Origin of the sequence: Thermoflexus sp., from assembly GCF_034432235.1 — a bacterium.
Lineage (GTDB): Bacteria > Chloroflexota > Anaerolineae > Thermoflexales > Thermoflexaceae > Thermoflexus.
This window is the reverse complement of the sequence record NZ_DAOUCJ010000075.1, coordinates 72063-91732: the sequence shown is the minus strand read 5'-3', so window position 1 is coordinate 91732 and position 19670 is coordinate 72063. Positions and strand designations below refer to the sequence as shown.

Genomic DNA, 19670 nt, shown 5'->3' with positions numbered 1-19670 from the left:
ACCCAGTTCCTGTGCGAACCCTGTTGGAGAGGATCCAATCCCTGGCTTGGAAGCGTCAGGGGGGGATCTTTTGTTGTCTTTTATAAGGAAGAGCTATCGAGGATCGCCTCTTTTTGATCCAGCCAGGGCGGAGAATCCCATCTTCCCATTGTATGGAAATCATGGTGTGATCTGGACGCATGATCCCCATTCCAATCCCGCTCGGTTTTCATGGTCATCGAGAGGTGGGAAGATTTTGCCTGCATTTGGCCGACGGTCATGGCTTTTGATCGTCTTCCTGCGGTCTTCTGGACAGGAGATCAAGATGGAGGAATGGGTAGCCTGGCCGCTCCACCCCTGAATTCGCTGTTGAAGCTGAAATAGGGATGCGACTTGTCCTCAGAGGAGGCACCTGTGGAGGCTAAGGAATTTCGCGCCCTGCGGATCTCGCTGGCATCGCCAGAGCAAATCCTCTCCTGGTCCTACGGCGAGGTGACCAAGCCGGAGACCATCAACTATCGCCGGTTGCGGCCGGAGAAGGATGGTCTGTTCTGTGAGGTGATCTTCGGTCCCACCCGGGATTATCAATGCTACTGCGGCAAGTATAAAGGTCCCCGTTATAAGGGCATTGTCTGCGAGAAATGCGGCGTGGAGGTAACCCGCGCGACAGTGCGCCGCGAGCGGATGGGGCATATTACGCTGGCCGCCCCGGTGGCCCACATCTGGTATACCCGTCGCGTTCCCTCTTACCTGGGGTTGCTGCTTGACATCTCCCGCCGTAACCTGGATCGGGTTCTTTATTTCGCCCAGTATGTGATTACCTTCGTTGACGAGGAGGCCCGGCAGCGGGCTCTGAAGCGCCTGGAGGAGGACTTCGAACGCGAACGCCGCGCCATTGAAGCGAAATACCAGAAAGAAATCGAGGTGCTCCTCTCAAAGGTTCAGAAGCTGGAGGAGCGGGAGCGGCAGAAGCTGGCGGATCGGGAAGCACGCATTGAGGAGAAATGGGATGCCGAAGTAGAAGCACTCATGCGGGAAGCGCAGCGCACTCAGGCCCGGCTGGAGGAACGGCTGGGCAAGACGATCCGCGCTCCTGTTGTCTTCGAGCCTACCGGCGAGGTGATTGCGGACGCCGGGGAGACGGTGACCCGGGAGCATCTGGCTGTCCTGAAGCGGATCCTGGAGGAGCAGCTGAACCGGATTAAGGAGAAGGAGGCGGCGGAGCGCTCCCGGGCTCTGGCGAAAACGGAGGAAACCCTGAAGGCCCTGCGGGAGGCCGCGGAGGAGAAGATCGCTGCTTTGAAGGATCAGGCCGCCCGTGAGGTGGAGGCCCTGCGTCAGCGGGTTCAAGCGGAGCGCGATGAGCTGGTGAGCCTCGCCCCCCTCCAGTTCTTGGGGGAGAACAAGTACCGCGAGTTGAAGAGCAAGTGGGGCCAGGTCTTCAAGGCGGAGATGGGGGCGGAGGCTTTCCTGGAGATCCTGCAGCGCCTGGATCTGGAGCAGATGGCCAAGGAGCTGTGGCAGGAGATCCGGCAGGCCAAATCCAAGCAGCGTCGCAAAAAGGCCATCAAGCGCCTTCAGATTGTCCGCGCCTTCCTGCGAAGCGGCAACCGTCCCGAGTGGATGATCCTGAGGGTCCTGCCGGTCCTCCCGCCGGATTTGCGGCCCATGGTTCAGCTGGACGGCGGGCGCTTTGCCACGTCGGATCTGAACGACCTCTACCGCCGGGTGATCAACCGGAACAACCGTCTGAAGCGCCTGCTGGAGCTGGGTGCCCCTGATGTCATCATCCGCAATGAGAAGCGTATGCTCCAGGAGGCGGTGGATGCCCTCATTGACAACTCGCAGCGGGGCAAGGCGATGTCCCGCCGCGGGCGTCGCGAGCTGAAATCCCTCAGCGATATGCTGCGGGGGAAGAAGGGGCGTTTCCGCCGGAACCTGCTGGGCAAGCGGGTGGATTACTCCGGGCGTTCGGTGATCGTGGTGGGGCCGCAGCTGAAGCTCCACCAGTGCGGTCTCCCCAAGTCCATGGCTCTGGAGCTCTACAAGCCGTTCGTGATCGCCAAGCTCATCCAGTATAACTATGCGGCCAACATCAAGGGCGCCCGACGGCTGATCGAGCGCCAGCGGCCGGAGGTCTGGGAGGTGTTGGAGGAGGCGATCAAGGAACGGCCGGTGCTCCTCAACCGGGCTCCCACCCTCCACCGCCTGGGGATCCAGGCGTTCGAACCGGTGCTGGTGGAGGGCAAGGCGATCCAGATCCACCCGCTGGTGTGTGCGGCCTTCAATGCCGACTTCGACGGGGACCAGATGGCTGTCCACGTCCCGCTTTCCGATATGGCCGTCTGGGAGGCCCGGAACCTGATGCTGTCCAGCAAAAACCTGCTGCTGCCGGCCAACGGTGAGCCGGTGGTCGGCCCCACCAAGGATATGGTGTTGGGCTGCTACTATCTGACGATGACCCCTCCGAACGGCCAGACGGAGACCCACAAAGTCTTTATGAGCCTGGAAGAGGTTGAGCTGGCCTATCATCTGGGCAAGATCTCGCTGCATACCCCGATCCGGGTCTACACGGATACGGTCTACGATGAACACGGCCAGCGGTATCCGGATGGCAAGCCTCGCCGGCGCCTGATTGAGACCACGGTCGGGCGAGCCCTCTTCAATCTGGTGTTGCCTGAGGGGTTGCGCTTTGTGAATGAAACGATGGACAAGGGCCGGCTCAAAGATCTGGTGGCCCAGTGCTTCCAGTGGCTGGGACCGGAGGCCACGGTGGAGATGGTGGACCGGCTGAAGGACATCGGCTTCCGGTATGCCACCCGCTCGGGCGTGACCATCGCTGTGGCTGACCTTCCCATCCCGCCGGCCAAGCGGGATGTGCTGGCCCGTTATGAGGCTCTGGTGGCCGAGGTGGAGCGCCAGTATCGGCGGGGGCTGCTGACGGAGGAGGAGCGCTATAACCGGGTGATCGACTTGTGGCAGCGGGCGACCAATGAGATCGCCGAGGCGGTGAAGCAAACGATGAGCCCGGATAACAACGTGGCGATCATGGCCCTCTCGGGCGCCACCAAGGGCGGCTTCCAGCCGGTGGCGCAGCTGGCCGGGATGCGCGGCCTGATGGCCGACCCCACCGGCCGGATCATCGAGCTTCCGATTCGTTCGAATTTCCGGGAGGGGTTGACCACGATTGAATATTTCATCTCGACGCACGGCGCCCGGAAAGGCCTGGCCGACACGGCTTTGCGCACCGCCGATGCCGGCTACCTGACCCGCCGCCTGGTGGATGTGGCTCAAGATGTGATCATCAATGCCCACGATTGCGGCACTCGCTCTGGCATCTGGATCCGAGCCACCGACGATGTCGGCGGCCAGACCATGCGGGAGCGCATCTTCGGCCGCGTCCTTGCCGCGCCGGTTTTCGATCCCCGGACCGGCGCGCTGATCGCCGATACCGGCGTGCTCCTGGATGAAGGGCTGGCGGAGCGCATTGAGAAGGCGGGCGTCCAGGAGGTGTATGTCCGCTCGCCCATGACCTGTCAGCTGCGCTACGGGGTCTGTGCCCTTTGCTATGGGCGCGATCTCGGGACGGGCCGGCTGGTGGAGGTGGGCACGGCCGTAGGGATCATCGCCGCCCAGTCCATCGGCGAGCCCGGGACCCAGCTGACCCTGCGGACCTTCCACACGGGCGGCGTGGCGGGCGTGGCCGATATCACCCAGGGTCTGCCGCGGGTGGAAGAGCTCTTCGAGGCTCGCCGGCATCCTAAGGGCGAGGGCCTGATGGCGGACATCGATGGCATCGTCCACATCTACCGCACGGAAGAAGGAGGGCGGCGGATTCGCATCGTGAAGAGCGAGCGGAAGGAAGACCTCTATGAGATCCCCGGCAACTGGTCGATCAAGGTGGAGGATGGCCAGGAGGTCGTCGAAGGCCAGCTGCTGGCCAGCCGGGGGGATCAGCAGATCACCGCCAGGCACAGCGGGCGTGTGGTTTACCAGAAGGGCGAGCCGCTGAAGGTGGTCTATGAGCTCCGGGAGGAGCGGGAATATGAGGTGCCCGCCACCGCCCGCTTGCTGGTGGAGGAAGGGCAGCGGGTGAAAGCCGGGGACGCGCTGACCGAGGGGCCCAAGAACCCGCATCGGATCCTGCGGCTGCTGGGGCGTGAGGCCGTGCAGCTCTACCTGCTCAGCGAGCTCCAGAAGGTTTATCGCTCTCAGGGCGTGAACATCAATGACAAGCACTTCGAGATCATCATCCGCAAGATGCTGAGCAAGGTCCAGATCATCAACCCGGGCGACACCGATTTCCTGCCCGGCGATCTGGTGGATCGTCTGATCCTCCAGGACATCAACGCCCGGCTGGTTGCCGAGGGCAAGCGCCCGGCCACCGCCCAGCAGGTCCTGCTCGGCATCACCAAAGCGGCCCTGGCGACGGATTCGTTCCTGTCGGCTGCTTCCTTCCAGCACACCATTCGGGTGCTGGCCGGGACGGCTCTGGAGGGCAAGATCGATGAGCTGCGCGGTTTAAAGGAGAACGTGATCATCGGTCGTCTGATCCCGGCCGGGACCGGGTTCCGGTATTACGCCGAGAAGCGTGGGATAGAGGCCATGTCCCGTGGCGGCGCAGGGCCCACGCTGGCGGAGGCGGTGACCACCGCCATCGACCTCTGAAGTCGGGAAGGCCAGAAGATGGGCTCAGGGGGTTGGGGATGCTGCGCCGGTTCGTTCCCAACCCCCTGTTTTTTGGAGGCAGGATAGGACCTGCCCTGCGGGATTTGCCCAGCCCGGCTTTCATGCAGGGGTTGAATGGCTCTTGAAGCCCGCGGAGGAGATCAACCGGGGTTTACGGGATCATGGCTTCGATCTTTGTCGCCCTGGATCTGGAGACCACGGGTCTGGACCCGGAAACCGATGCCATCATTGAGATCGGGGCGGTCAAGTTCCGGGGGGAAACCGTGCTCGACGCCTGGAGCACCCTGGTTCGCCCGGAGCGGCCGATCCCTCCCTCCGTGGTCGAGCTCACCGGGATCCGGCCGGAGGAAGCCGAGCAAGCGCCTCCGCTGCGCGCCGTCCTGCCCCGCCTCCGGGCGATGGTGGGGAATGCGATCCTGGTCGGTCACTCCATCGATCAGGATCTGGCGTTCCTGCGCCGTCATGGCCTCTTCCTGGAAAACGATGCCCTGGATACCTATGAGCTGGCGGCCATCCTGGTCCCCTTCGCCGGCGGCCATGGGCTTTCCACCCTGGCCCAGGAATTGGGGATCCCGGTGGGGGTGATCCACCGGGCGCTGGAGGATGCCCGGCTGACCCACCGGCTGTTCCTGGCCCTGTTCGAGCGCGCCTGCCAGCTGCCCGAGCCCATCCTGGAGGAGATCGTTCGCCACGCCGCTCATCTTCCCTGGCCGCCCCGGCGCTTCTTCGAAGAAGCGCTGCGGACCGTGCAGCGGGGCCGCTTCACGGATCAGAGCATCGGCGCCCAGCTGCGGGCGAAGGGCCTGGCCACCCCGGAAGCGTATCTGACCCCTCCTCCCGTGCGGGCGCGGCCGCTGCGCCCCCGGTCCCAACCCCAGCCGATCGATGGAGAGGCGCTGGCCCGGCAGCTGGAGCCCGGTGGCGCCCTCTCCCGGATCTTCCCCGAATATGAGCATCGCCCTCAGCAGGTGGCCATGCTCCAGACCGTTGTCCAGGCCTTTAACGAGGGGAAGCACTGGATGATCGAGGCGGGAACGGGAGTGGGCAAGAGCCTGGCCTATCTGATCCCCGCCGCTCTCTGGGCCATACGCAACGGCGAGCGGGTGGTGATTTCCACCAACACGATCAACCTTCAGGAGCAGTTGCTTCAGAAAGATATCCCTATCCTCCAGCGTTTGCTCTCCGAATCCGGTCTGGCGGATGGCTCTGCTCTGCGCGTGGCGTTGCTGAAAGGCCGGGCGCATTACCTGTGTCCGGCCCGGCTGATGCAATGGCGGCACGTCGGGCCGGCGAGCGTGGAGGAGATGCGGGTGCTGGCCAAGATCCTGGTCTGGCTGCCCACGACGCAAACGGGCGATGGGGATGAGCTCTACCTGCCCACGCCGGTGGAGCGGGCGCTGTGGGCTCGCCTCTCCGCGGACAACGAGACGTGCACGGCCGAGGTCTGCGCCGCGTGGGGCGATGGAGGATGCTTCCTCCATCGGGCTCGAAAGGCCGCGGAGGCTGCTCACCTGATCATTGTGAACCATGCGCTGCTCTTCGCCGACGCGGCAACCCAGAATATGGTGCTTCCGGAATATCGCCATCTGATCATCGACGAAGCGCACCATCTGGAGCAGGCAGCCACGAAACAACTGACCGTGGAAATCGATCGCTTCGGATTGTTACGGCTGCTCCAGGAAACCGGCAGCGCCCGGGAGCAGCGGGGCGGGCTGGTGGGAGCGTTGCGGGGCCTGGAACGGAGCCTGCCCCCGGCCCTGCGCAACACCCTGGCGGGCATGACCCGCCGTCTGAGCGATGCGGTGGAGTCGGCTCGGACCGGCGTGGACCTCTTGATGAACGCCCTCACCGCTTTTCTGGAGGAGACGGCTCCGGGCAGTGGGGAATACACCCGCAAGGTGCTGCTCACGGGCACCGAACGGAGCCGCCCCGCCTGGGCTGCTGTGGAGCAGGCCTGGGAGCTCCTCGCGGTTCGATGGGGGGCCGTCCAGGAAGCCCTGAACACGATCCGGGCCGCGCTCACTGAGCTGCTGGATCACGGGTTTGCGGAGGTGGAAGAGGCGCTGGGGCTGGCCAACGGGCTCAGCCATGACTTCGAGAAGATCCATCAGGCCCTGGAGGCGGCCATCCGAAAGCCGTCGCCCGATACCGTCTACTGGCTGGAGGGCCATGGGGGCGAGGGGGACTGGGCCCGGGTGGGCCTGTATGCCGCGCCTCTGGATGTGGGGCCGCTGGTGCGGCGGCATCTGCTGGAGCCCCGGCGATGCGTGATCATGACCTCCGCCACCCTGCGGACAGTGAATCGAGAACGCCAGGAGCCGTCCTTCGCCCATCTCAAAAACCGGCTGGGAGCCTGGGAGATGGAGGAGCTGGCCCTGGATTCCCCCTTTGATTACCAGCGAAACGCGCTGCTGTATCTGGTGACGGACATCCCGGAGCCCGGCCAGGCCGGCTATCAGCGGGCGGTGGAACAGGCGATTCTGGAGGCGGCCCGGGCGATCGGGGGACGCACCATGGCGCTCTTCACCGCGTATGCCCCCCTGCGGCGGGCCGCCCGCGCGTTGACCGCTCCGCTGGCGAAGGCCGGGATCACCGTATACGAACAGGGTGATGGGAGCTCCCGCCGACAGCTGGTGGAGCGCTTCCGGTCCGCGGAACGGGCCGTTCTGCTGGGGACCCGAAGCCTGTGGGAAGGGGTGGACATCCCGGGCGAGGCGCTCTCATGTCTGGTGATCACCCGGCTTCCCTTCGAGGTACCGGACGAACCCGTTTTCGCCGCCCGAAGCGCCCAGTATCGGGATCCTTTTCTGGATTATGCGGTCCCGGAGGCCGTGCTGCGGTTCCGCCAGGGGTTCGGGCGGCTGATCCGCAGCCGCTCGGATCGGGGGGTGGTGGTGATCCTGGACCGGCGGATCATGAGCCGTACCTATGGCGCATGGTTTCTGATGGCGCTTCCTCCCTGCGCGATCCACCGGGGCCCTCTGACCGAGATCGGGGCGGTGGTGAAGGCGTGGCTGGAAGGCGCGACGGGGCTGACCGAAAACGCATCGGCTGGGATTTCGGGCTGAGGAAAACGGGAGGGGAAGGAGGCCAAGCCGCCTTGCCGATTCCAGTTGCCCTTACCCTCCCGGGAGGCCTATCCCGGAACTTCGAATAGCGGGACGGTTTCCCTATGGTGGCTTCTCGCCAGGTGGTTGCCGAAGCGATCCTTCCCTCTGGTCATCGCGTGGCGCTGGTGCATGGGGACCTCACGGAAGAAGAGGCGGACGCCCTGGTGAACGCGGCCAACACCTACCTGAAGCATGGAGGGGGCGTCGCCGGCGCGCTGGTGCGGAAAGGTGGCCCCCAGATCCAGGTGGAGAGCGATGAATGGGTTCGCCGTCATGGACCGGTACCGGTGGGTGGGGTGGCGATTACCGGGGCTGGACGTCTCAAGGCCCGCGCCATCCTGCATGCGGTCGGGCCGATATGGGCGGGCGGGACCCAGGAGGAAGATCGCCTGCTGGCGGAGGCGATTCATAACGTTCTGAGGATCGCCCGGGAGCAGGGGTATGAGCGGATCGCGATGCCGGCGATCAGCACCGGCATCTTCGGCTTTCCGAAAGAGCGGGCGGCCCCGATCTTCTGGAGGACAATTTCCTCCTTCGCCGCCGCTCATCCTGGGGAGCCGCCCCGGGAGATCCGGGTGGTGATCCTTGATGAGGCGACCCTGCGCCCTTTCCTGGCGGCCTTCCAGGAGCAGTTTGGATCCCTGGCGAAGCAGGCCCCGGGGCCGTGAGGAGGGGAAGAGACATAGGGGGGGCCAGGCTCCCCATACGGCCTGACCCAGTCCCCCCATCCTCATAGAGGGTGATCCCCTTATCCGCTCAGCAGGCGGACCAGGAGCGCCTTCTGGGCGTGGAGGCGGTTCTCCGCCTGATCGAAGATCACCGAATGCGGGCCGTCCGCCACATCGTCGGTGATCTCCTCGCCGCGATGCGCGGGCAGACAGTGCATGACGATGACATCCGGCTTCGCCTTCGCCACCAGCGCGGCATTGACCTGGTAGGGGGGAAAGACGCGACGCCGGATCTCCGCCTCCGCTTCCTGCCCCATGCTCGCCCATACGTCCGTGTAGATCACATCAGCGTCCCGCACCGCCTCAATTGGATCATGGGTGAACAGCAGACGGCTGCCGCTGCGGGCGGCGAAGGCTTTCCCGCGTTCGATGGCTGGTTCTTTCAGCATATAACCTGGAGGCGTGGCGATGGCGAAATCCACTCCCAGCATGGCGCAGATGTAAAGCAGAGCCGTGGCCACGTTGTTCCCATCCCCCACAAAGGCCAGCTTCAGCCCCCGCAGGCGCCCTTTCTTTTCATAAACGGTGAGCATATCCCCCAGGGCCTGGCAGGGATGTTCGTCGTCGGAGAGCCCGTTGATGACAGGGACCGTCGCGTAGCGCGCCATCTCCTCTAGGATGGAGTGGGCGAAGACCCGGGCCATGATGGCATCCACATAACGGCTGAGCACCCGGGCCACATCGGCCACGCTTTCCCGCTTGCCCAGGCCAACCTCCTGCGGAGAAAGATAGATGGCGTCCCCGCCCAGGTGGCGCATGGCCATCTCGAAGGAAACCCGCGTGCGCAGGGAGGGCTTTTCAAAGAGCATCCCCAGCGTCCGGCCCGCCAGGATCGGCGGCCGAACCCCCGCTTTCCAGTCCGCCTTCATTCGGGCGGCTTCCATGATCAATCCTTCGATCTCCTCCGGAGACCAGTCCGCCAGGGAGATGAAATGTCGCAAAGGGCTCATGGAGCTCCTTCCTCCTGAAGGATTGGATTTGTCGATCGGGCTTCGCCCGACATCTCGCCCGGCCCCTAAATCCTACAGCCGCACCTATCGAGGGAGTGGGGCAACTGCTTGCAGTTGCCCTACACACACCACCCAGGGATCCTCATCGGCATGGATATCGCATGCGCCTCGCATGCGCCGGTTGAGGCCGCGGAGGCCAGCATGGCCTCATGGGCTTCCGCGTAGCTCCGACCGACCAGCCGCAGGCGGGCTTCCATTGCTTCCAAGGCCCGGATCTTGTTCCGGGCACCGGTTTCCGGCATGAAGATCATGGTAGGGATCCCCCCCTTAGCAGCCGGGCGGCGGACGCCACGGCCAGGCCATGATTGCCGGCGGAGGCGGTGACCACTCCCCGCTCGCGCTCCTCGGACGTCCGATGCGCCAGCCGGGCCAGAGCGCCGCGAACCCCAAACGAGCCGGTCGGCGGTTAGGCTTCGAACTTCAGCCCGACCTGGCCCTCCAGCATGCGGTTCAATACCGGAAACATCCGCAAGGGGGTCGCTGGAAGCACCTTCCGCAACGTCCAGTAGGCCTCCAGGATCCGGGCAAGCGATGGAGCGCCCCATGGGAGGTCCATGGGCTGCCGCCTCAGCGTGGCCACGGAATGCGAGCGCGGACCCGAGCCACCAATTCCTCGCTGGGCCCACGGAGGATCAGCGTATCCGTCCCCTTCCATTCCAGCCATAATACGTCCTTCCCGACCCAGAGGGCCTGTCCGGCGGTCTCCCGGACAGGGCCTTGCCCATAGCGAGCGGCCGCATAGGCCCGGTAGGCTTCCACGAACTCGCGGGCCTCCGCCTCATTATCCCAGGCCACGGCGAGCACCAGCAGGTCCTGACCGGTCGCCTCATTCCCATAGACTGCATAGCGATCTCCACCCCATCCGGCGGCTGCTTCCTCTGCCTGAGATGCGGGAAGGCGTTCCTCCAGATAAACCCGCAGGAAGAACTCCCCCAGCACATTCTCATCGATCAGCCGCCAGCCGCTCCCGAGCGTATCGGTGAGGGGTGGCAGTGTCACCCGGATGGGCGGCTCGCGGCTCCGGAACTTCTCCGGATGCAGGATCTGTTCGGTGGAAGCGGGGGGATCCCGGAAGGCGGCGTTGACCGCATCCCATCCCCCCTGCTCATACAGCGTTCGAACGAATGCGAAGCCCGCGTCGTAGGGGAAGGTGAGCTCCTCCCGGATGACCCGGGGAGCGCGGTCGAGGACTTCACTGGGCTGACGCTGGATGGCCTCCAGCCATTCCCGTTGCTCGGCCCGGGAGAGGCGGCTCAGATAGAGCATCTGCGTGAGGGTCGCATCCCCTTCTACCAGGGCCCGCCGGGCGAGCATCGCGTCATCATCCAGGTCCTTCGGCCGCTTGCTCGGATCATCCGTGAACCCGAGGGCGACGAGATCGAAGTGCTGATCCTGCAGAAGGTGCGTGTATTCATGGGCAAAGGTCACCCGCTCCAGGATCCCCGGCTGCTCCTGCTCGCTGATCACGAAGAATTGTTTGGTGTCCGGGTCGTAGAAGCCCGCGATCTGTTCGGTGTAAAGATCGAGCAGGAACTCCCGCAGGTTGAAATCCCGGGGCAGCAGATCGAAGGCGGCCAGGGTCAGGGTATCCTGACGGGCCTCTTCCGGTGTGTAATCGTTCTCAAACTTCCTCTCCTGATAGGCGCGCAACTCCGCCGGGGTCATCAGGGAGCGCGTGTAAGGCCCTGTCGCCTGCAGTCCCCGGATCTGTTCCACCACCCGGGCGATCTCATCGAAAACCTTCAGGCTCGGGGCGGCGGTCCCCGGAGGGGACGGGGGAGATGAGACGGACGGGAAGGGAGTGGCGCTTGGCGGCGGAACGGTTGCGGTCGAAGCGGGTGGAGGCGAGAAAGGGGGGGTAGGGAGAGCGGGTCGGGAGGCCCAATGGGCAGCGGTCCAGACCAGCGCGATAGCCCCCGCGCTGCAGGCCAGAACCAGCGTGATCAGCAACACGATCCCCAATCGACGCATGATCGCTCCTGAGCGGGAGTTATGGGAATTGTCTATCGGAGTGAAAGAAGGGTCAATCATCCCGGGTTTGTGGCCTATCGATGAAGCGGTCACGCGGATGAGCGGCGCGGCTCTTCAAGCGGGAGCCCGCATCAGCCGTTCCAGCAGCGCCTCATCGGAGCGGCGGCGGCGGGCGAAGACCTGGGGCCGCTTCCGGGCGGCGCGCGGCCAGGTGAGAAGGCCGGCCAGCATCCCCCGCAGCCGGGCTCGCGCGGCCGTTCCCCTCCACGCCCGGAGGGCATTCCATGCGATCTGGAATTGCGCCCGCAGAATCTGTGGCCAGAACCGCCTCAGCAACCCCGCCGGGTAATCCTTGGCGATCAGGTAAATGAAATTCCGCCCATCATAGAAGCTGGCGATCGGGCCGCCGCCGGTGGCGCTCAACTTGTGATAGACCACGGCGGTCGGGACATACCAGCAGTTCCATCCTGCGATCTGAGCCCGCCAGGCCAGATCCACATCCTCACACGAGTAAAAGAAATCCTCATCGAAGGGCCCGATGTCCTGGAAAAGCTCCCGCCGATAGGCGGCCGCTGCCCCGCAGGCGGAGAACACTTCCTCTTCCCGATCATACTGCCCCCGATCCGTTTCCCAGACCCCACGGTTTCCCGGAATCCCGTCCACCCGGTAGTAATCCCCGGCGGAATGGAAAACATCCCGGCGATCGAAGAGGAGGATCTTGGAGGCCAGAAGCCCGGCGTCCGGATGGCGTTCGAAGGCCGCCACCAGGGCCTCCAGCCAGGTGGGGGAGGCCTCTGTATCATTGTTCAGGAGCACGAGGATCTCCCCATGGGCGGCGCGGATCCCTGCGTTGACGGCCCCCGCAAAGCCCCGGTTGCATCCCAGGGCCAGGACCCGAACCTTGGGGTAGCGGACGAGGAGCTTCAGGGAATCATCGGTGGAGCCGTTGTCCACCACCAGCACTTCCCGTCGGGCATAGGTCTGTCGGCGCAGCGCCTCCAGGCAGGTGGGCAGATGGGCCGCGCCGTTCCAGTTGGGGATGATCACCGAGACCAGCGGCTCGCTCATTCGGATAGCCATCCTTCTTCCGCCAGGTAAGCCCGCAGCGCCTCCGGCCACGGGCGCAGGGTGATCCCCATGGTGGCCCCGCACAGGTTGCGCAGCGGGGTGAACGGAGGGACCCGGGAGGGACGAGGGAACTCCGTCAGCGAGATGGGGGTCACCGGGATGTGGGATCGGCCGGTGCGACGGAGGATTTCGATGGCATACTCATAGCGGGAGCACATCCCCTCATTGGTGAAATGATAGATCCCATAGGCTCCGGTCTCGATCAGGCGGGCGATCGCCGCCGCCACATCCCGGGCGTAGCTGGGCGAGCCCACTTCATCGTGGACCACCCGGAGGGCCCCCTGTTCGTCGGCCCGCTGGAGGATCTTGCGGATGAAGTGATGGCCTCCCGGGCCGAAGACCCACGCCGTTCGGACGATGTAAAAGCGGCGGAGGAGGTGGGAGACGAACCATTCCCCGGCCCACTTGCTGCGACCATAGGGGTTGATAGGGTTCGGGGGATCGAATTCCAGATAGGGCTCGGTTTTGGTCCCATCGAACACCTCGTTGGTGCTGATGTAAACCATGGTCGCTCCGGCCGCCCCGCAGGCCATCGCCACGGTCTGGGTGCCCAGGGCGTTCACCTGAAAGGCCCGCTCCGGATCCCGGGCGCAGCCATCTACATCGGTCATCGCGGCGGCGTGGATGACCACATCGGGCCGATAGCGAAGGATGGCCCGGAAGACTGCCGCCCGATCGGTGATGTCCAGATCGGCGCGAGTGAGCGGAATCAACGAATGAGCCGCCAGGGCCTCCTGCAGGGCCCGTCCCAGCTGACCGCCTGCCCCTGTGATCAGGATGCGCATACCCTTCCCCAAGGGCGAAGGATGGCTTCTGCGCTTGCCATTATAGAGCTTCATGGGACCCGCGAAGCAAGCCTCGAGCCGCGGTTCCGAAAGGGATCGTCCCTCTTCGGAATCTCGCCATCGTAAGGCGAAAGGCAAGCGGAGGAGGGGCGCTCGGGCGATCGGGTATACGGACGGTCTCAGGATCGCATCGCCGGAGGGGTGTGAAACGATGGAGGAGGAGAGGACAGTCCTGATCTTCGATGGGAGCTGTGGCTTCTGCACCTGGGCTGCGCGATGGGTGAAGCGCTGGGACCGAAGGCATCGCGTCCGGCTGGTGCCTTTTCAACGTCCGGGGGCTCCGGAGCGCTATGGCCTGACCCGGGAGGCGTGCGAACAGGCAGCGTGGGCGATCACGCCCGATGGCGCACACCATCGGGGCGCCGCAGCGATCCTGGTCGCCTTCAGCGAGGCCCTGGGCTGCCCAGGGATCCGAGTGCTTTATCGGATCCCCCTTTTCCGGAGGATTGCCGACGCCCTCTACGAGTGGGTGGCCGCTCACCGGGGACAGCTGCCGGGAACCCGTCCGTATTGCGAAGAGCATCCCGAAGAATGTGCAGGGGCTCGCTCGGATGGGGTGGAGCTTGCGTAAAGGGGGCGACCCACCGGGTGGGCGACAGCCCCTCGCCGAAAGTTGACAAACGCCCATTTTCGAGATAAATTTCACAAGGCCTGCCTGGCCGGGGAGTGGCAGGCCCATGGCTCACCTCCTGGCGCAGTGGGGCACGGGGCATCCCGTGCCCCACGCGTCATGTAAGGGGATGGAATCGGATCGCCTCCTGCAATTGCCGAAGGGCGGCTGGAACTTCCGGGGAGATCCGGTAGGCCTGCCCCACCGCGCGCATCGCGCTGGCGATATCCTTCAGGCCGTTGCCGGTGATCATCACGACGACGGTTTCCGTTTCCCCGATCAAGCCTTCCCGAACCGCCTTCTCCAGCCCGGCGAAAGCGGCGGCGGCCGCCGGCTCGGCGAACACCCCGACCTCCCGGGCCAGGGTCCGCATCGCGGTCAGGATCTCCTCGTCGGTGACTGTGAGAAATGCCCCGCCGGTCTCCCGCACCGCTTGCAGGGCGAAGCGTGCATCCCGGGGCTGGCCCACCGCGATACTGTCGGCGATGGTGCGCGGCGGCTCCGGCTGGATCTCCTCCCTCCCCTCCGCCCAGGCCCGGGCCAGCACGGCGGCTCCTTCCGCCTGGACGCCCATCAGGACAGGGGGGCGTTCGATCCAGCCCAGCGCCGTTAGATCTCGAAAGCCCTTCCAGAGCCCGCTCAGGATGTTGCCATCCCCGACGGAGACGAACACGCGATCCGGAACCCGTCCCTGAAGTTGCTCCCAGATCTCATACGCAGCGGTTTTCTTCCCTTCCCGCGTGAAAGGGTTATACGCCGTGTTGCGGCAATACCAGCCGAAGGCTTCGGCCGCCGCCAGGGTCAGATCGAAGGCTTCATCATAGGTGCCTTCCACCAGGAAGACCCGCGCGCCGTAGATCAGCAGCTGGGCGACTTTGGCCTCCGGAGCCGTATGGGGAACGAAAATGATCGCGGGCAGATTCAGGGCCGCCGCCATGCCCGCCAGGGCCGCCGCGGCGTTCCCGGAGGATGCGGTGGTGATCGCGGAGGCGCCTTCCTCGATGGCTTTCAGAGCCACTACCGCGCTGGCACGGTCCTTGAAGGAAGCGGTGGGGTTGCGCCCGTCGTCCTTGATATAGATCGCCCGTAACCCCAGCCGCCGCGCCGTCCGCTCCGCCCGATACAACGGAGTCCACCCGACGGCCTGAAGAACTCCTGCCCCCTCCACCCGTTGCAGAGTGTCCGGGCGCAGGGGGAGCAGCGGCGCATAGCGCCAGATGGAGCGGAAGGGATGCCCCCATAGTTGCTCCGGGCTGACGGCGGCCCGCAGACGATCGTAGTCATACAGCACGTCGAGGGTCCCCTCCGCGCCGTCTCGGGGGCAGACATAGCGAACCTCCCCCAGATCATACGTTGCGCCACAACGTCCACAGCGAAAGCCGATGGCGAACATCGACAGGCCTCCGGGAGGGGATATCGGGGTCTCCACTCCATTACAAGCGCGCGCCGGATATTCCGGTTGGGATTTTCGATCGCAGCTGGCCCAGGTCCCCAGGAGATCTCCCCGCCTGTGTTATACTGAGGCCAGTTCTTAGCAGCAAGCAGCCGGGGTGCATCCCGATGTGCTTCGGAGGATATCTTTTTAAAGAAAGGAGCGTTCGATGCGAAAGCGCTTTCTGATGATCGTGACATGGCCGCTGCTCATGGTAGCGGCATGCGCTCATCCAGCGCCGGCGCCCTCCCCGACGGCCTCGCCGTCGCCCAGCCCATCGCCGGAGCCCCCCTCCAGGGCGACCCCGGCGGCGACGCCGGATCTCCAGCGCATCCTTTTCCCGACGCCGGAGGACTGGAGCAAAGGAGCCTCAGAGGCACGGGTCACCTTCATCGAATGGGGCGATTTCCAGTGACCCTACTGCGGGCAGCTTGCGCCGCTGCTCCGGCGTCTGGTAGACGCCTATCCCGATGAAGTGCGTGTGGTATACCGGCATTTCCCCCTGCGGACCATCCACGATAAAGCCATGATCGCTGCGGAGGCGAGCGAGGCCGCCGGCGCCCAGGGGAAGTTCTGGGAGATGCACGACTGGCTTTACGATCATCAGGCGCAATGGATCGCCAGCCCGAACATCACCGCCACCCTGATCTCGGCCGCTCAATCTCTGGGCCTGGACGTGGAGCGATTCCGCCGGGATCTGGAGGAGGGCCGTTATCGAGCGAAGGTCGAAGCGGCCTACGCCGAAGCGGTGGCCCTGGGGCTCCCCGGCACGCCCTTCCTGCTGGTGAACGGCCGACCATGGCCCCAGACCCTGAACTATCTGGAATATGCCCATCTGGAGGCGATGGTGAAACTGGCCCGGCTGCAGGATCGGCAGTTCAAGGCCCCACCCCCGATGAGCATCGATCCAGCCCGTCGCTACCGGGCCGTGCTGAAGACCGAGAAGGGGGATGTCGTGATCGAGCTTTTCGCCGACCGGGCACCCCTCACCGTCAACAATTTTGTCTTCCTGGCCCGACACGGGTGGTATAACGATATCACCTTTCATTATGTGATCACCGATGTGGTCGCCATCACTGGGGATCCCAGCGGAACGGGGTTCGGGGGCCCTGGCTACACGATCCCGGATGAGATCACGGCAACCCTGACGTTCGATGCGCCGGGCATGGTCGGGATGCTGAACGCGGGCCCGAACACCAATGGGAGCCAGTTCTTCATCACGATGGCGCCGCTGCCTCAATTGAACGGCCGCTACACGCTCTTCGGGCGCGTGGTGGAGGGATTGGAGGTGGTCCGGATGCTGCGTCCGCGGAATCCGGAGGCGGAGCCGGGGGCGCCGCCCGGCGATCGGCTGCTGGAGGTGATCATCGAAGAGCAGCCATAGGCAGGTCGGGTGCCCATGGTTGGGCTGGAGCCCAGAAGACCAGAGGGCTTCTCTACTCCGCGGCTCGAGGACGCTTCAGACAGGGAAACTAGGGGGGATCTCTCAGGAAGCCCGTGGCGTAAATTCCAGAAATGTTGAACTCGGAGATGAACCCTTCGCGCCCCGAGGTCTCTTCACCGATCGTTCGGGCAGGCATTCCCGCATACGCTCCATCCGTAGGGCTCCTGTGGATGGGGGCCGGGGTGCTGGCGGGGGGCTTGTTGTTCAGCCTCTGGCTGGGCCTGGCCGCCCTTGCGGCGATGCTCCGGCTGCCGGTCCCCTCTCCCGGCTTGCCGGCGCTCGGCCTGCTCGTCGGGGGCGGGCTCTTCCGGGAAGGGAGGCGGATCGCGCGGGGCGAGCCGGATGGGCCCTGGCCGGGAGGGGAGGCCTGGACCCTGAGGCAGACGTTGATCTCGCTGTGGATTCTGGTCGGGTGTGGGGCGATGGTGGAAATCTTCAGCCCTCGCCTGTCCATCTTAATCCTGCCATTTCACCTGGGGGTAGCCACGCTGGGGTCCTTTCTGGTGTTCAACCTCCTGTGCTGGCGTTTACAAGCCCCGTGGTCCCGTCGCGCCGCGTGGTGGGCGCTGGGCCTGGGCAGCCTCCTGGTCCCGGCCCTCGCCATATTTCTGGAAGGCATCGTGGGGGTCGCGCTGGGTCTTCTCATGCTGGCGTTGCGAATCCTGGTGGAAGGCCCCGGGTTCCTCAACCGGTGGTTTCCCCAGGGCTTCGCCCCGGAGCGGCTCTCGATGCCCCCGGAGGGCCTGGTGAGGGATCCATGGCTGTGGATCGGGATCCTGATCCTGGCCGTTATCGGAGTCCCTGCCATTGAGGAAGCCCTCAAGTCCCTTCCCGTCGGGCTGCGGATGCGGGATCCGGCTGCCTCCGGGGTTTCGCTGATCCTGTATGGTGCGATGGGGGGAGCGGGCTTTGCCCTGGCGGAGAGCATGTTAAGCTGGCAACCGGGGATCCCATGGACCTTCACGGCGATCGGCCGCCTGGGGGCGACCGCGCTCCACGTTTTGAACGGTGGGCTCATGGGATGGGCCTGGGATCGGGCGCGCCGAGGCCGCTTCCTCGAAGGAGCGGTCGTCTATCTGTTCGCCTGGCTCCTCCATGGCCTGTGGAATGCAGGGGCCATCGTCCTGAGCGGCCTGTTCATCGCTCCCCTCTCCCCGGAAGCCCGCGCTCTGGCGCTTCCCCCGGCGATGGTCGGAATGGGGGCGGTATTGCTTCTGGTGATCGGTGGGCTGGGGTGGGCGCTGCCGATGCTGGGGAAGGCAGAAGCGTCTCGCCATCCTCGATATGGGGAATGAACGCCATGCAGGTCTGGCGGGATTGGCGGATACGATCGGCACGGCTTCGGGTTTCCCTGCTCTCACCTGAGGAGGCCCACGATCCCCATCTCCGCCGGAATTTCACCGCGGGGGTGGTGAACGGGGCGTTTTTCATCTTCGCGGAGACCATCCTGGATCCCAATCTGGTGCTGGTCTGGTTCCTTTCCCGTCTGGGGGCCCCGAATTTCCTGCTGGCGCTGGTTTCCCCGATGCGGGATGGGTTGTGGTTCCTCCCGCAATTGCTGGTTTCCCGATGGATGCGCTATCAGGTCTACTACATGGGCCTCTACCGGTGGATGGCCCTGGTGCGCGCCCTCGGCGCCTTCGCCATGGCGCTGGGGGTCTGGCTGACCGCCCCGCATCCGACGGGGATGCTCCTCGCCTTCTTTATTCCATATTTCGTGATCTCCTTGGCCTCCGGGATCTCCGGCCTGCCGTTCATGGAGATCGTGGGCAAGACCATCCCGCCTCGCCAGCGCGGGGTGTTCTTCGCGGCCCGGCTCTTTTTCGGCGGGCTCCTGGGGCTGGCCGCCAGCGGCATGGTTCGTCTCCTCCTGGAAGAGCAGGCCGGCCTGTCTTTCCCCCACAATGTGGCCTTCTTATTCCTGATTTTCGCGGTATTCACGTCCATCGGGATGGCTGTCTTCGCCATGGTGGTGGAACCGCCCAGCCCCGTGCCGGATGGGCGCGCTTCCCTCACGCCATGGCGGGAGGCCATCCAGGCCCTGTGGCGACGGCCTTCGTATCGTCTCTTTCTGGGAGCTCGGATCGCCCTGATGTGGGCCGCCCTGGCCATGCCGTTCTTCACCGCTTATGCGGTCCGAGAGCTCGGGGTGCCTGACGCGATGATCGGGCTCTATCTGGGTTTCAACGTTGGGGCTTCCCTGCTCTCGAACGTGCTGTGGAGTTGGATCAGTCTTCGGCAGGGGCATCGGGCCGTGCTGGAGAAAGCGGCTCTGTGCGGCATGCTCGGCGCGCTGTGGGCGCTGCTGGTTGGGCCCTTGAGCCTGCTATGGCACACCCTGTCCGCCTGGCTGATGCTTCCGGTGTTCGTCCTGAGCGGAGCGTATGCTTCGGGGGCGGCCATTGGAGGGATGTCCATGCTGTTGGAGATTGCCCCTGGCCACGACCGGCCCCTCACGATTGGCCTCACGAACACGCTTCTGGGGATCGCTCTGCTCTCTACGTCCCTGGGCGGCCTGATCGCAGATCTCATCGGCTATCGGGGCCTGTTTGCTCTCTCCTTCGGATTCTATACGCTGGCCCTGGTGTTGCTGTGGGGGCTGAGGCGGACGGAGGAGGTCGCGCAGGCGGATGAAGGCTCGCCCAGCCTGTGAAACAACCGTCGTCAGCGATCTCAGAGGGGGTTCATGAGTTCATGCTCGGGGCCCGGGGGCCAACCGGAGGC

Annotated in this window: 15 protein-coding genes and 2 pseudogenes; 9 read left to right on the top strand and 8 right to left on the bottom strand. The window is 64.9% G+C overall.

The window, feature by feature from the left end; genetic code table 11:
- The first annotated feature begins 393 nt into the window (after nucleotides 1-393).
- From rpoC to VAE54_RS09130, 3 genes are all read left to right on the top strand, one after another.
- Nucleotides 394-4647 carry a DNA-directed RNA polymerase subunit beta' gene (rpoC, locus tag VAE54_RS09140; protein WP_322801651.1) on the top strand — a complete coding sequence of 1418 codons (4254 nt, stop codon included), beginning with the start codon at nucleotides 394-396 and terminating at the stop codon, nucleotides 4645-4647.
- Between the two features lie 182 nt (nucleotides 4648-4829).
- Complete coding sequence (locus VAE54_RS09135; protein ID WP_322801650.1) at nucleotides 4830-7736, top strand: helicase C-terminal domain-containing protein; 2907 nt, start codon at nucleotides 4830-4832, stop codon at nucleotides 7734-7736.
- Nucleotides 7737-7840: 104 nt separating this feature from the next.
- On the top strand, nucleotides 7841-8446 hold the full coding sequence (locus VAE54_RS09130; RefSeq protein WP_322801649.1) for a macro domain-containing protein: 606 nt from the start codon (nucleotides 7841-7843) through the stop codon (nucleotides 8444-8446).
- Between the two features lie 80 nt (nucleotides 8447-8526).
- Here VAE54_RS09130 and argF read toward each other — a convergent pair whose 3' ends face one another.
- The 7 genes and pseudogenes from argF to rfbD form a co-directional block, all read right to left on the bottom strand.
- Entirely contained in the window at nucleotides 8527-9456 is a 930-nt protein-coding gene (gene argF / locus VAE54_RS09125) for an ornithine carbamoyltransferase (protein WP_322801648.1), read from the bottom strand.
- A 119-nt stretch (nucleotides 9457-9575) separates the two neighbouring features.
- Nucleotides 9576-9767 carry a hypothetical protein gene (locus VAE54_RS09120; protein ID WP_322801647.1) on the bottom strand — a complete coding sequence of 64 codons (192 nt, stop codon included), beginning with the start codon at nucleotides 9765-9767 and terminating at the stop codon, nucleotides 9576-9578.
- Nucleotides 9764-9907 (bottom strand): annotated as a pseudogene (locus VAE54_RS14625) (hypothetical protein); the annotation flags it as partial. The gene VAE54_RS09120 and the pseudogene VAE54_RS14625, both read right to left, overlap by 4 nt.
- Nucleotides 9908-9922: 15 nt before the next feature.
- Entirely contained in the window at nucleotides 9923-10072 is a 150-nt protein-coding gene (locus VAE54_RS09115) for a hypothetical protein (RefSeq protein WP_322801646.1), read from the bottom strand.
- An 11-nt stretch (nucleotides 10073-10083) separates the two neighbouring features.
- Nucleotides 10084-11487, bottom strand: a complete 1404-nt coding sequence (locus tag VAE54_RS09110) for a hypothetical protein (protein ID WP_322801645.1) — start codon at nucleotides 11485-11487, stop codon at nucleotides 10084-10086.
- A 114-nt stretch (nucleotides 11488-11601) separates the two neighbouring features.
- A complete protein-coding gene (locus VAE54_RS09105; RefSeq protein ID WP_322801644.1) occupies nucleotides 11602-12555 on the bottom strand; it encodes a glycosyltransferase family 2 protein in 954 nt (317 codons plus the stop codon).
- Complete coding sequence (gene rfbD, locus VAE54_RS09100; RefSeq protein ID WP_322801643.1) at nucleotides 12552-13400, bottom strand: dTDP-4-dehydrorhamnose reductase; 849 nt, start codon at nucleotides 13398-13400, stop codon at nucleotides 12552-12554. The genes VAE54_RS09105 and rfbD overlap by 4 nt, the downstream gene beginning before the upstream one ends.
- A 211-nt stretch (nucleotides 13401-13611) precedes the next feature.
- Between rfbD and VAE54_RS09095 the strand changes: the two genes are divergently transcribed.
- Entirely contained in the window at nucleotides 13612-14031 is a 420-nt protein-coding gene (locus VAE54_RS09095; protein ID WP_322801642.1) for a DUF393 domain-containing protein, read from the top strand.
- A 157-nt stretch (nucleotides 14032-14188) separates the two neighbouring features.
- On the opposite strand, the gene thrC is transcribed toward VAE54_RS09095, so the two are convergent.
- Nucleotides 14189-15463 (bottom strand): threonine synthase, encoded by a 1275-nt coding sequence (gene thrC / locus VAE54_RS09090; RefSeq protein ID WP_322801641.1) that lies wholly within the window; start codon nucleotides 15461-15463, stop codon nucleotides 14189-14191.
- A 208-nt stretch (nucleotides 15464-15671) separates the two neighbouring features.
- On the opposite strand from thrC, the gene VAE54_RS09085 reads away from it, so the two are divergent.
- The 5 genes and pseudogenes from VAE54_RS09085 to VAE54_RS09065 all read left to right on the top strand — a co-directional run bounded on the left by VAE54_RS09085 (nucleotide 15672) and on the right by VAE54_RS09065 (nucleotide 19599).
- Nucleotides 15672-15917, top strand: a complete 246-nt coding sequence (locus VAE54_RS09085; protein ID WP_322801640.1) for a hypothetical protein — start codon at nucleotides 15672-15674, stop codon at nucleotides 15915-15917.
- A 12-nt stretch (nucleotides 15918-15929) separates the two neighbouring features.
- Nucleotides 15930-16295 (top strand): annotated as a pseudogene (locus VAE54_RS09080) (DsbA family protein); the annotation flags it as partial.
- A gap of 51 nt (nucleotides 16296-16346) precedes the next feature.
- The gene (locus tag VAE54_RS09075; RefSeq protein ID WP_322801701.1) at nucleotides 16347-16886 is read left to right on the top strand and encodes a peptidylprolyl isomerase; all 540 of its coding nucleotides are present in this window, start codon (nucleotides 16347-16349) and stop codon (nucleotides 16884-16886) included.
- 146 nt (nucleotides 16887-17032) lie between these two features.
- Nucleotides 17033-18241: a PrsW family glutamic-type intramembrane protease gene (locus VAE54_RS09070; protein WP_322801639.1), complete on the top strand. Its 1209-nt coding sequence runs from the start codon at nucleotides 17033-17035 to the stop codon at nucleotides 18239-18241.
- 5 nt (nucleotides 18242-18246) lie between these two features.
- The gene (locus tag VAE54_RS09065; RefSeq protein WP_322801638.1) at nucleotides 18247-19599 is read left to right on the top strand and encodes an MFS transporter; all 1353 of its coding nucleotides are present in this window, start codon (nucleotides 18247-18249) and stop codon (nucleotides 19597-19599) included.
- Nucleotides 19600-19670: the final 71 nt, after the last annotated feature.